This is a genomic window from Paraburkholderia jirisanensis (assembly GCF_054782355.1).
Genome location: NZ_BAAGSQ010000033.1, coordinates 192,365 through 209,203 on the forward strand (window position 1 = coordinate 192,365; position 16,839 = coordinate 209,203).

Sequence of the window (16,839 nt, forward strand, 5' to 3'; positions counted from 1 at the left end):
CTCGCTCGCTGATGCCGCGTATGCGCCTGCTGTGTGCCGCGGGCACCTTGCTGGGCGCGGCGGCATGCTCGTTCGGGCCCAGCGGCACGCCGCCCGCCATGCCCGCCCCCGCTCACTACGGCGCGCAGCCGCAGCCCGAGCAGACAGTCGCCGCACAAGGCATCGCGCAACGCTTCGTAGCCGGTGCGCAACCGGTACCGCAATGGTGGAAGCTATATCGATCCGATGCCCTCGACGCGCTGGTCGACGAAGGCCTGCGCAACAGCCCGACGCTCGCCGCCGCCGACAGGAATCTGGCCGCCGCGCACGAGCAGTTGCGCGCGCAGATCGGCAGTTCGCTGTGGCCGACCATCGATGCCGGCGCACAGGTATCGCGCCAGCGCGCGCTGGCGATTCCCGAGATCGGGCCCAATACCTTTCAGTACAACGTGTTCGTCGGCCAGTTGCAGGCCCAGTACACGTTCGATCTGTTCGGCGCGGTGCGCTATGCGAATGCGGCGCTCGCACAGCGCGTCGACTTGCAGGCGTATCAGTTCGACGCGGCACGGCGCGCGCTGGCAGCCAATATCGTATCGGCCGCGCTCAGCGCGGCTACCCTCGACGCGCAAGTCACGACGACCGGGCGGCTCGTCACGCTGGCCAACCAGCAGGCCGCCGATACGCAGCGCCGCTACGCACTCGGCGCGCTACCGCACAGCGATCTGTTGAGCGCGCAACAATCGGCGGCGTCGCTCGCCGCGGGTTTGCCGGCACTCCGGCAGCAGGCACTGACGACGCGCCACGCGCTCGCGGTGCTGCTCGGCCGCACACCGGACCAGGCACCGCCCGCACTCGAGCTCGCGCAATTGCATCTGCCGGACGAAGTGCCGGTAGTCGTGCCGTCCGAACTGCTGCAAGCGCGGCCCGATATCCAGGCAGCGGACGCGGCGCTGAAAGCCGCGGCCGCCGACGTCGGTGTCGCGACCGCCCAGCTGTTTCCGAGCATCACGTTGAATGCGTCGATGGGCCAGGGCGGCTTCAGCTGGCCGGCGGCGCTGTCCGGCGCGGGCGCGCTGTGGGGCATCGCCGGTTCGCTGTCGCAGCCGATCTTTCACGGCGGCGCGCTGCTCGCACAGCGGCGCGCGGCGCTCGCCACCTATGAGGCCAGCGCATCGCAATACAGGCAGACCGTGCTCAGCGCGTTTCAGAATGTTGCCGATACGCTCGCGGCGCTCGAGCACGACGCGCAGTCACTCGACGCGGCGAACGACGCAGCGCGCGCCGCGCAACGCAATTTCGACGAAGCCAGCGCACGGCAACGGCTCGGCGCGCTGCCGCCCACTGCCGTGCGTAGCAGCGAGCAGCAATGGCGCAACGCGCGGCTCGATGAAATCCGCTATACCGGCGCGCGGCTGGCCGATGCCGCTGCGCTGTTTCAGGCGATGGGCAATCCGCCTCCCGACCAGACGCACCTGCGTGCCGCGCAGTGAGCGGATGCCGCACGTATCGAGCCGTGCGCGGCACTTCGTCGTGCGCCGCAGCGCGCGCCTCCCGGCGTTGCGCAGTCACGCGCTCTCGCGACTTTCTCACGTGCGCCGTAACAGCGCGAGCTCCTGCTTGATACGGAAGTATTTTCGACCGGCGGCCATGACCGCTGTCTGATGCGTCAATAACACCTCTAACTGCCTGTCGTACGAGCTATTCATGTTCCGCAACTGCGCATCGATCTGCGCTACGCGCGGAGAATTCGGTGAAGCCTGCCCCTTTTCATGTTCGAGCCGCTCGATGTCGGCTTTGAGCCGGCCCCTTTGCTCGGTCGCCAGCCTGTGTCTATGCGTAGCTTCGTTCATCTCGCTGTCGGCCTTGTCGAGCCGCCACTGCAGATCGCTGCGCCGCGCGGCAAACTGCGCTTCGTTCATCTCGCGAGCATTGAGCTCGGCTCGACCGGCGACGTCGTAAGTGCCGCTGTTCCCCCCGGTGCGCAACAGGTGCCGGTTATCGTCGTCCATGCCGCCGCCCTTGCCGAGCGCGCCCCCGCCACCGCGTAGCCGCAGCACCGAATGACCGCTTGCCGCCGCGCTCTGCTCGCGGCCCCCAAACGACAGCGCGTGCGGCTGCACGAGCGGCCCGGTGCGCGCACCGCCTGTGTTTTGCGCAACCGCACGGTCACGCATTGCCGCATCGATCTGCGCATCGTGCGCAGCGGTATGGATCAATTCGCCGACGTGAAAGCTTGGCATAGGGCACCCTCCAGGTAATCGCGGTTGAACCGCCCAGCGTCGCCGGGCGATCCGTGCGCGCCAGCGCACTGCAGGTCATTAGACCAGCCGGCCTGCAAGCAGTGTGATGCCGGGCCATGCAATTGCAATTTATTCTATTTTCATGTCATTTATTTGCCCGACGGTTTTTCGTATCGACAGTCCTCGTATACCGGGATCTTTTCATTTTCGTGAAATACGGATTATGCCTTTTCATAGATTTCATTCTTTATCCTGCAGAAAATTCTGATCATCTTTTTCGCATAACATGTTCAATGAATAAAGCACTGACAACTTTTTGCAGTACCGTTTAAGTTCGTATATATTGCGTTCCACAGCGGCAGCCGATAGCCGCAGGCGACAACTACAACGTGCCCCGGAACCACGAGGCTTCGATAACCATTCAGAGCGAGACCGTAGCGCCGCAGCGCACCCGCATCCGCCTAAGCTTTTCAGGGGCGCAGCACCCGACAGGTGCTGCGTGGATCAACACGCCGTGATGAATCGACCGAATGCCGGAACAGCCCACGGCGATTCGCGTTCATTGCCGTCACTTGAAAATAAAACGTATCGCGCATGGAAAGTCGCCCACACAATGCCGCTGCGGATTTTATCGAACCCCTTGCCAGGCGTTTAACGCCCGGCGCCTATGCTTTCCTGATATCCGCACTCAATGAAATACGCACTGGCGCGTCGAAAGAGCGGCGTGCGCAATTGCTTTCGCTAGCGAGCCGCCATGTCAGGCCCGGCCCGCTGCTCGCGCTGGATGCAGACGAACGGCAGGCGATCAGAGGCGCCGCCGGCGACCCCGCAAACGAAGCCGCGAACAAACCCGTGCGCTGCGATCCCGAGCGCTGGAGCGTGCTGGAAACCTTGCGCATCGTGTTGCTGCTCGCATCCGCCGACCTCGAAAGCGAGGGCTTCCCCGGCGTGTTCGAACATCTGTTCCGCTTCGCCGACCACGGCGAATGCTGCGCGCTGTATCGCGCGCTGCCGCTGCTGCCGCGCGGCGAGCGCTTTGTCTGGCGCGCCGGCGAAGGCTGCCGCAGCAATATGCGCACGGTGTTCGAAGCCGCCGCGTGCGATTCCCCCTACCCGGCCGCTCACTTCGACGATGCGTCGTGGCGCCAGCTCGTGATCAAGGCGCTGTTTATCGACGTGCCGCTGTCGCGCATCCACGGCCTCGACCAGCGACTCTCGCCGGAACTCGCGCGGATGGCGCTCGATCTGGCCGACGAACGGCGCAGCGCGAGCCGCAGCATCGCGCCGCAACTGTGGCTGTGTCTCGGCCCGCACGCGGGCGAACGCGGGCTGCAGGCGCTGCGGCATGAACTGGCCACCGGCGACGACGCGGCCCAGCGCGGCGCGCTGCTCGGCCTCGCGCGAGCCGGCGCGCTGGCGTACGACAACCGCAGCAACGGCAGCCACGACAGCAGCGCTAACAACAGCAACGCCGCCGACAACCACACCACCTGGCAGCGCAGCGCCTGCGAACGCCACGCGCAGTTTATCGAGCGCGCCCGCGCCGGCCATTTCACGCAACACGTACTGCAGTTCGTCTAACCCTCGTCAGGAGCCGCCGTGAGATTTTTCGACCCGCATATCCATATGACGTCGCGCACCACCGACGACATCGAGGCCATGGCCGCCGCCGGCATCCGTGCGGTGATCGAGCCGGCGTTCTGGCTCGGCCAGCCGCGCACGAATGCGGGCAGCTTCATCGACTACTTTTCCAGCCTGATCGGCTGGGAACGGTTTCGCTGCGCGCAGTTCGGCATTGCGCACTACTGCGCGATCGGCCTGAACTCGAAGGAAGCGAACAACGAAGCCCTTGCGCGCGAAGTACTCGAGCTGATTCCGCATTTCGCGCTGAAGGAAGGCGTGGTCGCGATCGGCGAGATCGGCTACGACGAGATCACGCCGGCCGAAGATTTCGCGTTTCAGGCGCAGCTCGATTTCGCACGTCAGCACGACATGATGGTGATGGTGCATACGCCGCATCGCGACAAGAAGAACGGCACGAAGCGCTCGGTCGACGTCGCGCGCGAACACGGCATCGCGATGCACAAGCTGGTGATCGATCACAACAACGAGGAAACCGTACGCGACGTGCTCGACGCCGGCGCGTGGGCCGCCTTCACGATCTATCCGAACACCAAGATGGGCTCCGAACGGATGGTCGAAGTGGTCCGCCAGTACGGGCCCGAGCGAATCATCGTCGACAGTTCGGCAGACTGGGGCGTGAGCGACCCGCTGTCGGTGCCGAAGACCGCGCGGCTGATGCTCGAACGCGGCATTGCCCGCGCCGACGTCGAAGCGGTGTGCTGGGGCAATGCGCTTGATGCGTACGCGCAATCGCAGCAGATCGACGTTGCCGCTCTCGACGAGGCGCCGCGTCTGGACCAGCGTGCGCTGTTCGCCGACAACTCGGTGCTGCGCGGCCAGGCGCCGCGCATCGACGAACCGGTACCGAACTAGCGTACGGGCGGCCGGCTGCAACTCGCCGCAACGGGCCGCACCTCGCTGCACCGCTTCCCTTTCCGCGCTTGGCCACACAGGAGCCCTTATGCTCGAACACCGCATCGACCAGACTTTCGAGGTCAGCTACAGCTACCCCGTGTGCTTCACGCGCCGCGCGCTCGAGCCGGCCAATCCCGTGCTCGCCGATCTGATCCGCCATACGACGGCACACGGCACGAGGGCGCGCGTGCTGTTCGCGGTCGATGCAGGCCTCGCCGACGCGCGCCCCGAACTGCCGCGCGCAATCGGGCGTTACGCGCAAGCCCACGGCGATGCACTCGAACTGGTGCGCCCCGCGTGGATCGTGCGCGGCGGCGAAGCCGCCAAACACGCATTGCAGGAGGTCGATGCGCTCTACGCGTTCGCACGCGATTTCGGCCTGTGCCGGCACAGCTACGTGATCGCGATCGGCGGCGGCGCAATGCTCGACGCAGTCGGCTTCGCGGCCGCCACGGTACACCGCGGCGTACGGCTGATCCGCCTGCCTTCCACCGTGCTCGGCCAGAACGATGCGGGCGTCGGCGTGAAGAACGCGGTCAACTGGCACGGCCGCAAGAACTTCGTCGGCACCTTCATGCCGCCGTTGGCGGTGGTCAACGATTTCGACCTGCTGACCAGCGTGCCCGCCGCCGACCAGCGCGCCGGCATCGCCGAAGCCGTGAAGGTCGCGCTGATTCGCGACCCGGTGTTTTTCACGCAGCTGCAGCAGCAGCGCTTCGAACTGGCCGCGCTCGCGCCGCATGCGATGGAGCCGATGATCGTGCGCTGCGCGCAACTGCATCTGACGCAGATCCGCCGCTCCGGCGACCCGTTCGAACGCGGCAGCGCGCGGCCGCTCGATTTCGGCCACTGGTCCGCGCACAAGCTCGAGGAAATCTCCGGCCACCGCCTGCGGCATGGCGAAGCGGTGGCGATCGGCATTGCGCTCGACGTGCTGTATTCGCGGCGCATCGGCATGCTCGACGACACCGCCGCGCAGCAGGTGCTGACCACGCTGCGCGACATCGGCTTCGTGCTCGACGATCCGGCGCTCGACCAGCTCGATGTCGAACGGGCGCTCAACGAGTTCCGCGAACACCTCGGCGGGCGGCTGTGCATCACGCTGCTCAAGCGCATCGGCGAAGGCATCGAAGTCGACCGCATCGACAGCGCCGCGATGAACGAATGCAAAGCCGAACTACGCGAACTGCGCACCGTCGCGTTGCAGGAGGACGCGGCGTGAAACGCAACTTCCCGCTGACCTACTGCACCAACATCTACCCCGGCGAAGCGTGGGCCGACGTACGGCGCAATCTGCAGGAGCACGCACTGCATGTGAAAGAAGCCTGCTCCGCCAGCCACACCTTTCCGCTCGGCTTGCGGCTTTCGGCGCAAGCCGCGTTCGAACTCGACGACGCCGAAATCCAGCGCTTTTCCGCATGGTGCGACGAGCACGATTGCTACGTGCTGACGCTAAACGGCTTTCCATACGGGTCATTTCACGGCACGGCCGTCAAGGCAAACGTTTATCTGCCCGACTGGCGCGACCTGCGCCGGGTCGTGTACACCAAACGGCTCGCCGACATCCTCGCGAAATGGACACCGCCGAGCCGCACCACGTCGATCTCGACGGTGCCGATCGCGTTTCGCGAAGGCTTCTCTTCGCAAGACTGGCCGGCCGTCAAAACCAACCTGTTCGAAGTGGCCGCGCATCTCGCGCGGATCCGCGAGCAAGGCGGCCCGCTGATCCGCCTCGCGCTCGAACCCGAACCGCACTGCGTGCTGGAGCGCACCCGCGAAGCGGTCGAACTGTTCGAGCGGATCGACTTTCCCGACTCGCTGGCGGCGCACGTCGGCGTCTGCTTCGACTGCTGCCATCAGGCGGTCGAGTTCGAAAGCGCAGCCGATTGTCTCGCGCAACTGGCCAGCGCGCGCATTCCGGTTGCCAAGGTGCAGGTGTCGTCGGCGTTGCGCGCACGCGGCCAGGCGGTTGCCGATCTGCTGCAATTCGATGAACCGACCTATCTGCATCAGGCCGTCGTACTAAGACGCAACGGCGAACTGCAACGCTTTGCCGACCTGCCCGATCTGGCCCGCTGGCTCGAACAGGGAGAAACGCCCGAAGAGTGCCGCGTGCATTTCCATGTGCCAGTTTTCCTCGGCGAACTTGGCGGCACCGGCGTCGGCACCACGCGTTTTTTCCTCGAAGACTGTCTGCCGCGGCTGCCCGAAGGCACGCCGCTCGAAGTCGAAACCTATAGCTTCGGCGTGCTGCCCGCGTCGTTGCGCCTCGCTTCACTCGGCGATTCGATTGCGCGCGAGCTGAACTGGGTCAGGGAGACCCTCGATGCAGCGCACCGCCGTCATTAACGTCGTCGGGCTGACGAAAAACCTGCTCGGCGAACACACGCCGCGGCTGCGCGCGTTCAGCGATGAAGTGGCGAGCATCGACGCGACGCTGCCCGCGCTCACCTGCTCGGCGCAGACCACTTACCTGACCGGCAAGCGGCCGGCCGAGCACGGCATCGTCGGCAACGGCTGGTACTTTCGCGAGCTCGACCAGGTGCTGCTGTGGCGGCAAAGCAATCGCCTCGTCGAAGCGCCGCGCATCTGGCATCTGGCACGCGAACGCGATCCGTCGTTCACCTGCGCGAACACGTTCTGGTGGTACGCGATGGCCACCGACGCCGACATCACGCTGACCCCGCGGCCACTCTATTGCGCGGACGGCCTGAAGCTTCCGGACTTCTATACGCAGCCCGCCGGACTGCGCGACACGCTGCGTGAGCAGCTCGGGCAATTTCCGCTGTACGACTTCTGGGGGCCGCGCACGACGATTCGTTCGAGCCGCTGGATCGCGCAGGCAGCGCTCGCGGTCGAACAGCAATTCGCACCGACGCTGAACCTGATCTATCTGCCGCATCTGGACTACTGCCTGCAGCGCACCGGCCCGCACGGCGACCTCGCCGCAGACCTGCGCGACATCGATACCGTGTGCGGCGAACTGATCGACGGCCTGCGGGCGCGCGGCGTCGAGATCGTGGTGCTGTCGGAATACGGCATCGTGCCGGTCGAACGGCCGGTGCATATCAATCGTGCGCTGCGCGACGCAGGCTTCGTCGCGATCAAACGCGACCTCGGCCGCGATTATCTCGACACCGGCGCATCGCGCGCGTTCGCGGTGGCCGATCACCAGATCGCGCACGTCTATGTGCGCGATCCGCGCGACCTCGAGGCGGTGCGCCGCGTCTGCGAAAAGCTGCCCGGCGTCGGCGAAGTACTCGACGAAACCGGCAAGCAGCACCACGGCGTCGCGCACGCACGCGCCGGCGAACTGCTGCTGCTGGCCGAACCCGACAGCTGGTTCACCTACTACTTCTGGCTCGACGACGCCGCCGCGCCCGACTACGCGCGCACCGTCGATATTCACAGCAAGCCGGGCTACGACCCGGTCGAACTGTTCGTCGATCCGCAGATCCGCTTTCCGGCGCTGAAGATCGGCACAAAGCTCGCGCGCAAGGCGCTCGGCCTACGCTACACGATGGACGTGATTCCGCTCGATGCGACGCTGGTGCGTGGCTCGCACGGCATCCGCACCGCCAACGGGGACGCGCCGATCCTGATGAGCTCGCGCCGCGGCAAGGTCCGCGACAGCCAGCTCGCCGCGACCGACGTGTGTGCCAACCTGCTGCAGCATATTTTCGAACCATGAGCACGCTCGGGCTGAATCAGCGCTTCTACGCGATGCTGGCGCTGTGCCGCGTCAGCAACCTGCCGACCGTTTGGTCCAACGTGCTGACCGCCGCGGTGCTGTCCGACCTGCCGGGCAACACGCAGAACATCACCGGCGCGCTGTTGCTGTGCTTCGCGCTGTCCTGCTTCTATTGCGGCGGGATGGGGCTAAACGATCTGTGCGATCTCGAACACGACCGCGTGCACCAGCGCTACCGGCCGATTCCGGCTGGCCGCATCACGCTCGCGCACGCGCGGGTGGTCACCTTCGCGCTGTTTGGGCTCGCGCTGTTTTCGTTGCTGGTCACGCCGCATCGTGCCGGGCTCGCAGCAGGGGTGGCACTGTTTGCGGTGATCTGGCTTTACGACCGCTTCCACAAGGCTCATCCGTCCACGGTGCTGGCGATGGCCAGCGCGCGGCTGCTGGTTTATGTGGTCACCGCGCTCGCGCTGTGCGGCGGCGTGCCGGCACAGGTGTGGCTGGCGGGAGCCGTGCAAGCGGGATACGTGCTGGTGCTGACTCTCGTGGCTCGCTATGAAGGCAAGACCGCGGCGCGACGATATGCATGGCCGGTGATTCCGTGGATGCTCGCCGCGATCGCGCTGCTCGATGGCGCCGTGCTGGCGGTGCTCGTGAACCCGGTATGGCTGTTGGCGGGCGTCGCGGGAACCGCGCTGACGCGGGCTGCGCAGCGTTATGTGCGCGGCGACTGACACACCTGAACCTGCCCTCCAACTGCAACGCACCGACGCAAGGAGCACCATGAGCCACTCTTTCGATCAACGCCCCGTCACGCTGACGTCGCGCTGGTTCATCCGGCCCGGCCGCGAAGCGGCGGCCGATGCAGCACTACGCGAACTCGCGCGCGACGTCGAGCGCGACGAACCCGATACGCTGACCTACCTCGTGCATCGTCCGCGGCGCAGCGATGCGACGCTGCAATCGCTGCCGCCGTCGGATCCGCTCGCAGTACTGTTCTTCGAGACCTATCGCGATACCGCGGCGTTTGTGCGTCACGTGAATGGCCCGTTGTTTACCACGTTCGTCAAACGTCACGGCGAACTGTTTACCGCATCGGACAGCAAACCCGGCAGCGCACCGTTCATGCTCGTCGAATTCCTCGAAACACATGCAGGCTTCGTGCGCAGCGCTCAAACCACGGCTACCGTGGCGGCCAGCGCGCCGGCATCGAACCCCGCCAATCGCCACCCGGGCGTCATGTTCGAGATCATCGCGCGCGATCAGGCGACGCTAAAGACCTTCTACAACGACGTATTCGGCTGGAACTACGAAACCGGCACGGGAGGCTTTGCCTACATTCCGTTTCCGGCGCGCGTCACACCGCTGCTCGGCGGGATCGGTCAGACCGAGCCGAACACGCCCGGCTACGAGCCCGGCAAGAACTTCTATCTGCGCGTCGACGATCTCGACGCGGCGATCCGCCGCGCGCTCGAGCATGGCGGCACGCGTTATGTCGACCCGGTCAGCGTCGACGGCTACACCTTCGCGATGGTGAAAGACCCCGAAGGCAACGCGATCGGCCTGATCAAACCGTTTGATGCGTCGCTTTGAAGCGTCACCCGACAACCCTTCCTGAATCCGCCTGCGGATGCAGCGCCACTGCGATGTACCGAGTTAGCGAAATTCCCTCAAGGAGACAAGATGAGCTACTTGCAATTTCCGAGGCTTGCGTTCACCGGCAAGTTTCAGGCTGACGTTTCGACCGTCAACAACGATCCCCGCCACTTCGATTCGAAAACCTTCGAGCCGGAGTTCCAGCAGTTCTCGACGAGCAGCGCCCTGAACGGCTGGTGGAACCCCACCGGCACCGCGATCCTGCGCTTTGACAGCTGCACCGTGAAGAGTCTGCGCGACCGCGCCGGCCGCCTGCTGACCGACCTGTCTGCCGACCCGCTGCTGGGCTGCAACGTGGGCAACTCGCTCGACCGGCCGTCCGGCAAGATGGTCGATCTCGATACCGACTGGCAGCTCGCGTCGAATATCTACGGGCTGTCGGTGTCGCTGGTCGGACGCGACGGCAAGCCGATCATGACGGCCCGCTACGAATCCAATCCGTTTCGCGACCTGTGGTTCGCACGCGCGTCCGGTGGCGGCGACATGGGCGCATCGGCGATGTTCCAGTCGATTCTGACCGACGTGATCTGGCATCGCGACGACCTGCACAGCCCGTTCCTCGACCAGCTGCGCGACGCGTCCGAACGCGACGCGCTATCGGTGCGGCTCACCACCTACGGCTACAAGCAAAAGGTCAAGAACGATGCCGGCGAACTGGTGCCGGATTTCGGCTATGGCACGCTGATCGGCAACATCGGGCCGGCCATCGCGAGCCAGCCGCGCTCGTTCATCCTCGGCCGCCGCTTTATGCCGACCACGCAAAACGCCGCCGGCGATATGGCAAGCACGACCGGCATCGGCTGCTTCTCGTCGTTTATCGACACTGCGACGAACACGCTGCAGGTCGACCTGAGCAATGCGTTGCCGATCAATGCAAAGAACCAGATCGCGCAAACCGGCGGCCTGCAGTTCGCGGTGCTGCGCGATGAGTCGATCACGCAGCAGACCGAGCTTGGCCAGCACGACTATGTCGTGCTTGGCAACGTCGACCAGTCGCAGGATCTGCAGATGATCGAAGGCGGCATTCAATCGTTGCCGCTGTCGAACGACATGCTGCTGGCGCTGCGCGGGAAACCGCTCGCGATCGTCCAGACGGTGGAAACCCCCACCGGCCCGGTGGTGCAGGTGAACGTGCGCGAAGCGCCGTACGGCCTCGAAGTGCGGCCGGAGACGTTCACGTTCAAGCTCGATCCGAACGACAGCCGCGCCAACCGCGCGGAAAGCGTGCTGTACGCGGCACAGTATGGCGAACCCTGCGTGAACCGCGCACTGAACTTCTGGATCGGCTCGCCCGCGCCGGACTTCAGCAACACGCCCGCCAGCCAGGCGCCGGGCGCAACGCCCAAAGCGCTGCTGCCGGTCAACAACATCCCTGGAGACGGGCTGCACATCACGCCCGCCGACGTGCGCACCGATGCACGCGGCCAGGTGCGCATCACGGTGGCGGGGCCGGAAACAATGGGCAATCCGCGCGGCTACATCGACGGCCAGCTGTACGTGGTGTCGTACAACTTCGCCGGCGACGATACCGCCATCCAGCAGCCGTTCGACAAGATCGCCGCGGTGGTCTACAGCACCTTTCCTGCGCAAGGACAAACGATCGACCTGAACCACCCGAGCTGGGAAGACGTACAGCCGATCCTGCAGCAGTACGCGAATCTGTACCCGGTGATGAGCAAGGGCCTGTTCGATTTTTCGAAGAAGGAAGTGGCCGATTCCGCCGCGTTCATCATGCACTTCGTGTTTGACAAACCTGTCGACGATCCGGACCAGATGCCGGTGACGCGCGACCTGTCTTCGACGAAGCGCCGCATGTTGATCAACTACTTCAACAATGTGATGCAGCAATCCGGCAAGACGCTCGACCGCCAGAAGCTGTTCGGCCAGCGCTGCCCGATCCGCTCGCTCGCTGGCAACCGCGAAGACGCGCCCGTGACGGACCTCGCGCTCTCCAAGCTCGGCAAGCGCTAAAACCGGCCACCCCACATTGCATACATAGAACAGGACAACATCATCATGTTGAAGATTCGCAAAGAGATCATCAGCAGGTTGCAGGCGACCAGCAATATCACGGATGTTCAGGAACTGCTGGCGGGTGCCGTGTCGCTCGAATACTCGACGATTCCACCGTATCTGACCGCGCTGTTCTCGATCAAGGATGGCAACCAGCAGGCGCGTGCGCTGGTGCATTCGATCGTGGTCGAAGAGATGCTGCATATGACGCTGGCCGCCAACACGCTGATTGCGATCGGCGGCAAGCCGCGCATTCTCGAAGATGCGTTGAAGCTGTATTATCCGGGCCCGCTGCCGATGTGCGTCGACGAAGGCCTGACGGTCACGCTGGCTTCGTTGACCAAACAACAGGTAGGCGAAGTGTTCATGGGAATCGAACGCCCGGACACCACCGCAATCCTGCCCGGCGAGATGGCCTTGCGCGCCGAAGCGGCGCAGACCAGCTATGCGTCGATCGGGGTGTTCTATCAGGCGATTCTGAAGAAGCTCGGCGAGCTGGTCGCACAAGGCCAACACATCTTCCGTGAACCTCGTCTCGAACAGCAGATCGATATCAGCAAGTGGTTCCCGCCTGAGATCAAGTCGTTTCCTGACGGCAAGGTGCACTCGATGGAATCGGCCACTGCGGCGCTCAACACGATCATCTGGCAAGGCGAAGGCGTGCAGATTCGCGACGACCGGATCGACCCGTTCGAAGGGCACGACGGCAACTATGCGCACTATTTCAAGTTCGGCGAGATCTTCTACGGGCATCGGCTGGTGCCCAACCGGGATGCACCGTCCGGATGGTCGTACACCGGGGATGCGGTGCCGCTCGACGAGAGCAACATCATCAACCTGAAGCGCAATGCGGCGCTGTCCGATTACCCGCGGGGCAGCGGCGCGCAGATCGCCGGCAAGCAGTTTTATGAGGCCTATCACAGCTTGCTGGTGGCGCTGGATCAAACCTTCAACGGGCACCCCGAGCGTTTGAACGCGGCGCTTGGCATCATGTTCGAGCTGAAGCTGGTGGCGCAACAGGTGATGCAGTTCCGTCTCGAAGATCAACCGGTGCCGTTGTACGCGGCACCGCCGTTCATGCGCACGCACGAACCCCGGTAATTCGCCGCAAGCGGTTCACCGCCCCTGTATGCAAAAGGGGCGGTGAACCCGCCCATGCCCGCTTATCGCGCGGCCAGTTCATCGAGAACGAAGTCGACAAACGCCCGCACCCGCACCGACAGATGCCGGTTGCGCGGATAGAGTACTGAGAACGGCCGTGAACGCCCATTGGCGCTCTGCAGGATCTCGACCAGTTCGCCGCGCGCAACCGCTTCCTGCGCGATGAACTGATAAATCTGAAATATCCCCGCGCCGGCACGGGCAAGGTTCACGCAACCCAGCACGTCGCCATGCACGCGATAGCGGCTCTCGAATTCGAAACTCAGGTCGCCGCCATCGGCATCGCGCAACCGCCACGGAACGGGGCGCCCATTGCTTGGCAAAACAAACTGGATGCAGTCGTGCTGCGCCAGATCGGCAACGCTGGCCGGCGTGCCGCGACGCGCAAGATAGGCCGGCGCGGCATAGAGCCCAAGCCGCACATTCTCCAGCGGCCGCGCGACCAGTTGCGAGTCGGGCGGATCGCCCCGCCGGATCGCCAGATCGAAACCATCGTTGACGAAATCGATGTTGCGATTGGAGATGTCCAGCTCCACCTCCACCGTCGGAAAGGCCTCGCAGAAGCGGGCCACCAGCGGCACCAGCCGGAAGTGGCCATAGGTCGTCGGTGCGCTGATCCGCAATACGCCCCTCGGCTCGAGCTGTTTGCCGGTGATGGCCCGTTCGGCGCCGGCAATCTGTTCGATCGCCTGCCGGCATTCCGCGTGGTAAAGCGTGCCCTCCGCGGTCAGGCTGATGCGTCGCGTGGTGCGCGTGAACAGGCGCACGCCGAGCCGCTCTTCAAGCCGCCCAATCGAACGGCTGACCGCACCCGGCGTAATGCTCAATGCCTGAGCCGCCGCGACGAAGCTGCCCAGCTCCGCGGTCTTGCAGAACAATTCAATGCTGCCTAGCTGGATCGGCTCGAAGGTTCGCGTCATTCGCTACGCCATGTAACTTGTGAAGTGGTCTCGGGTTGGTTTATCGCCACCGCTCGACGCAATAGAGTTCTATCAGCGGTGCCGCCTGTCTGCGACCCACCGCCGCCGCGGAAAACCGTTCACCACCCTGCTGACGCTTAAAGAACTCACCATGTCGATATTTTCCTCAAAGCCTGTGCGCCCTCATCACGCCATCGAGGCGAACACTCCCTCCACCGAACCGCTGCGCACGCGCAGATCGTGGCAGTCGCGTGTGCTACGCCCGATCAGCGCGTTGTGTGCCATAGGCTTGGTCGCGGCCGCAACGCTGGCGCAGAATACCGCAACGGCGCAGACGCCGTCGCAGGCCGGGCAACGCAAGGTGCTAGTGATCCTGTCGAGCGCGCATCAACTCGATCTGCGCGACGGCAAGGAATACAACACCGGCTACTATCTCGACGAGCTGGCCGTTCCGCTGCAGAAGCTGATCGCAGCGGGCTACACGCCGGTATTTGCGAACCCGCAAGGCGATGCCGCTTCGTTCGATCCGGTGTCGAACGACAAGATGTTCTTCGGCGGCAGCGAGACCGCGCGAGCCCAGGCAGAACAGTTCGTGCGCAGCCTGCCCGGCGTCCAGCATCCGCAGACCTTGACGCAGATCGCCGCACAGGGCACGAGCGGCTACGTCGGCATTTTCATTCCGGGCGGCCATGCGCCGATGCAGGATCTGTCGCATGACAAGACGCTTGGCAAGATCCTATTGAGCTTCCACGACACGGGCCGGCCGACCGGGATTATCTGTCATGGTCCGACTGCGCTGCTTTCCACGCTGCACGATCCGGAAGCGTTCCGCAACGCGATGGTGGCCGGCGACTTCATGAAGGCGGGCCAGCTCGCCAGCGGCTGGCCGTACGCCGGCTATCGCCTGACCGTGTTTTCGACCGGCGAGGAACATGCGATCGAAGGCAAGGGCCAGCAACTCGGCGGCGACGTGAAGTTCTACGCGGCCGATGCGCTTTCATTGGCGGGTGCTCACGTCGATCGGATCGGCATGTGGCAGCCGAACGTGATCGAAGATCGTGAGCTGGTGAGCGGCGAGCAGCCGTTTTCGTCCGATGCGTTTGGCGATGCGTTCGTCGCCAAGCTGAAGCAGAAGACGTAAGCGCGGGTTGTGCTGTGGGCGCGCGTCGATCGGCTTACCAGCGGATCAGCGCTGCGCCCCATGTGAATCCGGAGCCCATGGCCGGCGTCAGCACCAGATCGTTTTCCTTGATGCGGCCGTCGGCCACCGCTTCGGCCAGCGCCAGCGGAATCGACGCCGCCGACGTGTTGCCGTGATGATCGACTGTCGATACCACTTTCTGCATCGGCAGATGCAGCTTTTCACCCACGGTCTGCACAATGCGCTGGTTGGCCTGGTGTGGCACGACCCAGTCGACGTCTTGTTGCGTGAAGCCATTCGCTGCAAGTGCTTCTTCTGACGCTGCAGCAAGATTGACCACCGCATGCAGAAACACTTCGCGTCCGGCGAGATGCATTTTGCCGGCCGTTTGCGTGGACGACGTGCCGCCGTCCGTATAGATCTTGTCCTGATGCCGGCCATCGGAATGAAGGTGGGTCGACAAGATGCCCTTGCGCGGCCCTTCCGTTTGCCGCTCGGCGCGCAACACTATCGCGCCCGCGCCATCGCCGAACAGCACGCAGCTATTGCGGTCGCTCCAGTCGATCACGCGCGACATCGTTTCCGCACCGATCACCACGGCGGTACGCGCCTGACCGAGCCGTATCATGTTGTCGGCGATCGCCAGCGCCACAACGAATCCCGAGCAGACCGCCTGCACGTCGAACGCCATGCCGCCATGCATGCCAAGCTCAGCCTGCACGCGCACGGCCGTTGCCGGCATCGTGCGATCCGGCGTGCACGTCGCCAGTACGATAATGTCGACGTCGGCACCCGACAGGCCGGCCTGTTTCAGTGCCGACGACGCTGCGCGAATCGCGAGGTCGGAGGTGTTCTCGCCCTCTGCGGCAATCCGCCGTTCCTTGATGCCGGTGCGTTGGGTAATCCACTCATCCGACGTGTCGACCATCTGGGCGAGTTCGTGGTTTGTCATCCGGCGCTCGGGCAGCGCCGATCCGCATCCGGCTACGCGCGCGCTCCAGCCAGTCGTTGCGTGAGAGTGGACTACGGCGTTCATTGACTGTGTTCCTGTGATGGACGTTCAAACGTCGCAGCGAGATGTTCGTTCGCTGCGACGCCTGCGAATCGACGAATAGCGGGCACGCGTTACCAGTTGCCGGCGCCGCCGGTTGCATCGTTCGACACCGCTGCGCCTTCCGACGCATTCGCCGCAGCCGGTTTGACGCGGGACACCAGATGCCCGGCGAGCGATGCGAAGGTCGGATAGTCGTACAACACCGTCTCGTCGATCTTGATGTTGAGCCGTTCTTCCAGGAAGAAGGCCAGTTCGACCGAGTGCATCGAATCGAATCCGGCTTCGGCAAAGGTCTGATCGAGATCGGACGGCACTTTCAGATTGTTGGCCTCGGTCCATTGCTGGATCCACGCGAGGATATTCTCCGCGCTGACGTTGACACCCTCTGCGGATGAAGTTTCCAGTTGGCTGCTCATGCGTCGACTCCAAAGAATGTGAGTGGGCGA

15 protein-coding genes are annotated in these 16,839 nt (G+C 64.4%); 11 read left to right on the forward strand and 4 right to left on the reverse strand.

Translation table 11 applies throughout. From position 1 onward, the window contains the following. Window positions 1-11: 11 nt before the first annotated feature. Window positions 12-1,469 carry an efflux transporter outer membrane subunit gene (locus tag ACYVNQ_RS32945; protein WP_460911181.1) on the forward strand — a complete coding sequence of 486 codons (1,458 nt, stop codon included), beginning with the start codon at window positions 12-14 and terminating at the stop codon, window positions 1,467-1,469. Window positions 1,470-1,565: 96 nt separating this feature from the next. Here ACYVNQ_RS32945 and ACYVNQ_RS32950 read toward each other — a convergent pair whose 3' ends face one another. Next, on the reverse strand, window positions 1,566-2,219 hold the full coding sequence (locus ACYVNQ_RS32950; RefSeq protein ID WP_460908989.1) for a hypothetical protein: 654 nt from the start codon (window positions 2,217-2,219) through the stop codon (window positions 1,566-1,568). 732 nt (window positions 2,220-2,951) lie between these two features. Here ACYVNQ_RS32950 and ACYVNQ_RS32955 point away from each other — a divergent pair. The 9 genes from ACYVNQ_RS32955 to ACYVNQ_RS32995 all read left to right on the forward strand — a co-directional run bounded on the left by ACYVNQ_RS32955 (window position 2,952) and on the right by ACYVNQ_RS32995 (window position 13,218). Next, window positions 2,952-3,800, forward strand: coding sequence for an EboA domain-containing protein (locus ACYVNQ_RS32955; RefSeq protein WP_460908991.1), 849 nt, complete (start codon window positions 2,952-2,954; stop codon window positions 3,798-3,800). A gap of 18 nt (window positions 3,801-3,818) precedes the next feature. Further along, window positions 3,819-4,715 carry a TatD family hydrolase gene (locus ACYVNQ_RS32960; protein WP_460908993.1) on the forward strand — a complete coding sequence of 299 codons (897 nt, stop codon included), beginning with the start codon at window positions 3,819-3,821 and terminating at the stop codon, window positions 4,713-4,715. A gap of 88 nt (window positions 4,716-4,803) precedes the next feature. Then, a complete protein-coding gene (locus ACYVNQ_RS32965) occupies window positions 4,804-5,979 on the forward strand; it encodes a 3-dehydroquinate synthase (protein WP_460908995.1) in 1,176 nt (391 codons plus the stop codon). After that, window positions 5,976-7,106, forward strand: coding sequence for a metabolite traffic protein EboE (gene eboE / locus ACYVNQ_RS32970; protein WP_460908997.1), 1,131 nt, complete (start codon window positions 5,976-5,978; stop codon window positions 7,104-7,106). The genes ACYVNQ_RS32965 and eboE overlap by 4 nt, the downstream gene beginning before the upstream one ends. Beyond that, a complete protein-coding gene (locus tag ACYVNQ_RS32975) occupies window positions 7,084-8,448 on the forward strand; it encodes an alkaline phosphatase family protein (RefSeq protein WP_460908999.1) in 1,365 nt (454 codons plus the stop codon). The genes eboE and ACYVNQ_RS32975 overlap by 23 nt, the downstream gene beginning before the upstream one ends. Then, complete coding sequence (locus tag ACYVNQ_RS32980; RefSeq protein ID WP_460909001.1) at window positions 8,445-9,182, forward strand: UbiA family prenyltransferase; 738 nt, start codon at window positions 8,445-8,447, stop codon at window positions 9,180-9,182. Before ACYVNQ_RS32975 ends, ACYVNQ_RS32980 begins: the two co-directional genes overlap by 4 nt. A 49-nt stretch (window positions 9,183-9,231) precedes the next feature. Further along, complete coding sequence (locus ACYVNQ_RS32985) at window positions 9,232-10,041, forward strand: VOC family protein (RefSeq protein WP_460909003.1); 810 nt, start codon at window positions 9,232-9,234, stop codon at window positions 10,039-10,041. Between the two features lie 90 nt (window positions 10,042-10,131). Next, complete coding sequence (locus ACYVNQ_RS32990) at window positions 10,132-12,075, forward strand: hypothetical protein (protein ID WP_460909005.1); 1,944 nt, start codon at window positions 10,132-10,134, stop codon at window positions 12,073-12,075. 45 nt (window positions 12,076-12,120) lie between these two features. Further along, window positions 12,121-13,218, forward strand: coding sequence for a ferritin-like domain-containing protein (locus ACYVNQ_RS32995; RefSeq protein WP_460909007.1), 1,098 nt, complete (start codon window positions 12,121-12,123; stop codon window positions 13,216-13,218). A 62-nt stretch (window positions 13,219-13,280) separates the two neighbouring features. On the opposite strand, the gene ACYVNQ_RS33000 is transcribed toward ACYVNQ_RS32995, so the two are convergent. Then, entirely contained in the window at window positions 13,281-14,198 is a 918-nt protein-coding gene (locus ACYVNQ_RS33000) for a LysR family transcriptional regulator (RefSeq protein WP_460909009.1), read from the reverse strand. A gap of 289 nt (window positions 14,199-14,487) precedes the next feature. Between ACYVNQ_RS33000 and ACYVNQ_RS33005 the strand changes: the two genes are divergently transcribed. Further along, entirely contained in the window at window positions 14,488-15,339 is an 852-nt protein-coding gene (locus ACYVNQ_RS33005; protein WP_460909011.1) for a type 1 glutamine amidotransferase domain-containing protein, read from the forward strand. A gap of 34 nt (window positions 15,340-15,373) precedes the next feature. Here ACYVNQ_RS33005 and ACYVNQ_RS33010 read toward each other — a convergent pair whose 3' ends face one another. Then, entirely contained in the window at window positions 15,374-16,375 is a 1,002-nt protein-coding gene (locus ACYVNQ_RS33010) for a beta-ketoacyl-ACP synthase III (protein WP_460909014.1), read from the reverse strand. A gap of 89 nt (window positions 16,376-16,464) precedes the next feature. Further along, window positions 16,465-16,809, reverse strand: a complete 345-nt coding sequence (locus ACYVNQ_RS33015; RefSeq protein ID WP_460909016.1) for an acyl carrier protein — start codon at window positions 16,807-16,809, stop codon at window positions 16,465-16,467. Window positions 16,810-16,839: the final 30 nt, after the last annotated feature.

Bases quoted from the DNA above. Each gene is read 5' to 3' on its own strand.
- ACYVNQ_RS32945 (WP_460911181.1), top strand. From the start codon at position 12: ATGCCGCGTATGCGCCTGCTGTGTGCCGCGGGCACCTTGCTGGGCGCG.
- ACYVNQ_RS32950 (WP_460908989.1), bottom strand. From the start codon at position 2,219: ATGCCAAGCTTTCACGTCGGCGAATTGATCCATACCGCTGCGCACGAT.
- ACYVNQ_RS32965 (WP_460908995.1), top strand. From the start codon at position 4,804: ATGCTCGAACACCGCATCGACCAGACTTTCGAGGTCAGCTACAGCTAC.
- ACYVNQ_RS32975 (WP_460908999.1), top strand. From the start codon at position 7,084: ATGCAGCGCACCGCCGTCATTAACGTCGTCGGGCTGACGAAAAACCTG.
- ACYVNQ_RS32980 (WP_460909001.1), top strand. From the start codon at position 8,445: ATGAGCACGCTCGGGCTGAATCAGCGCTTCTACGCGATGCTGGCGCTG.
- ACYVNQ_RS32985 (WP_460909003.1), top strand. From the start codon at position 9,232: ATGAGCCACTCTTTCGATCAACGCCCCGTCACGCTGACGTCGCGCTGG.
- ACYVNQ_RS32990 (WP_460909005.1), top strand. From the start codon at position 10,132: ATGAGCTACTTGCAATTTCCGAGGCTTGCGTTCACCGGCAAGTTTCAG.
- ACYVNQ_RS32995 (WP_460909007.1), top strand. From the start codon at position 12,121: ATGTTGAAGATTCGCAAAGAGATCATCAGCAGGTTGCAGGCGACCAGC.
- ACYVNQ_RS33000 (WP_460909009.1), bottom strand. From the start codon at position 14,198: ATGACGCGAACCTTCGAGCCGATCCAGCTAGGCAGCATTGAATTGTTC.
- ACYVNQ_RS33010 (WP_460909014.1), bottom strand. From the start codon at position 16,375: ATGAACGCCGTAGTCCACTCTCACGCAACGACTGGCTGGAGCGCGCGC.
- ACYVNQ_RS33015 (WP_460909016.1), bottom strand. From the start codon at position 16,809: ATGAGCAGCCAACTGGAAACTTCATCCGCAGAGGGTGTCAACGTCAGC.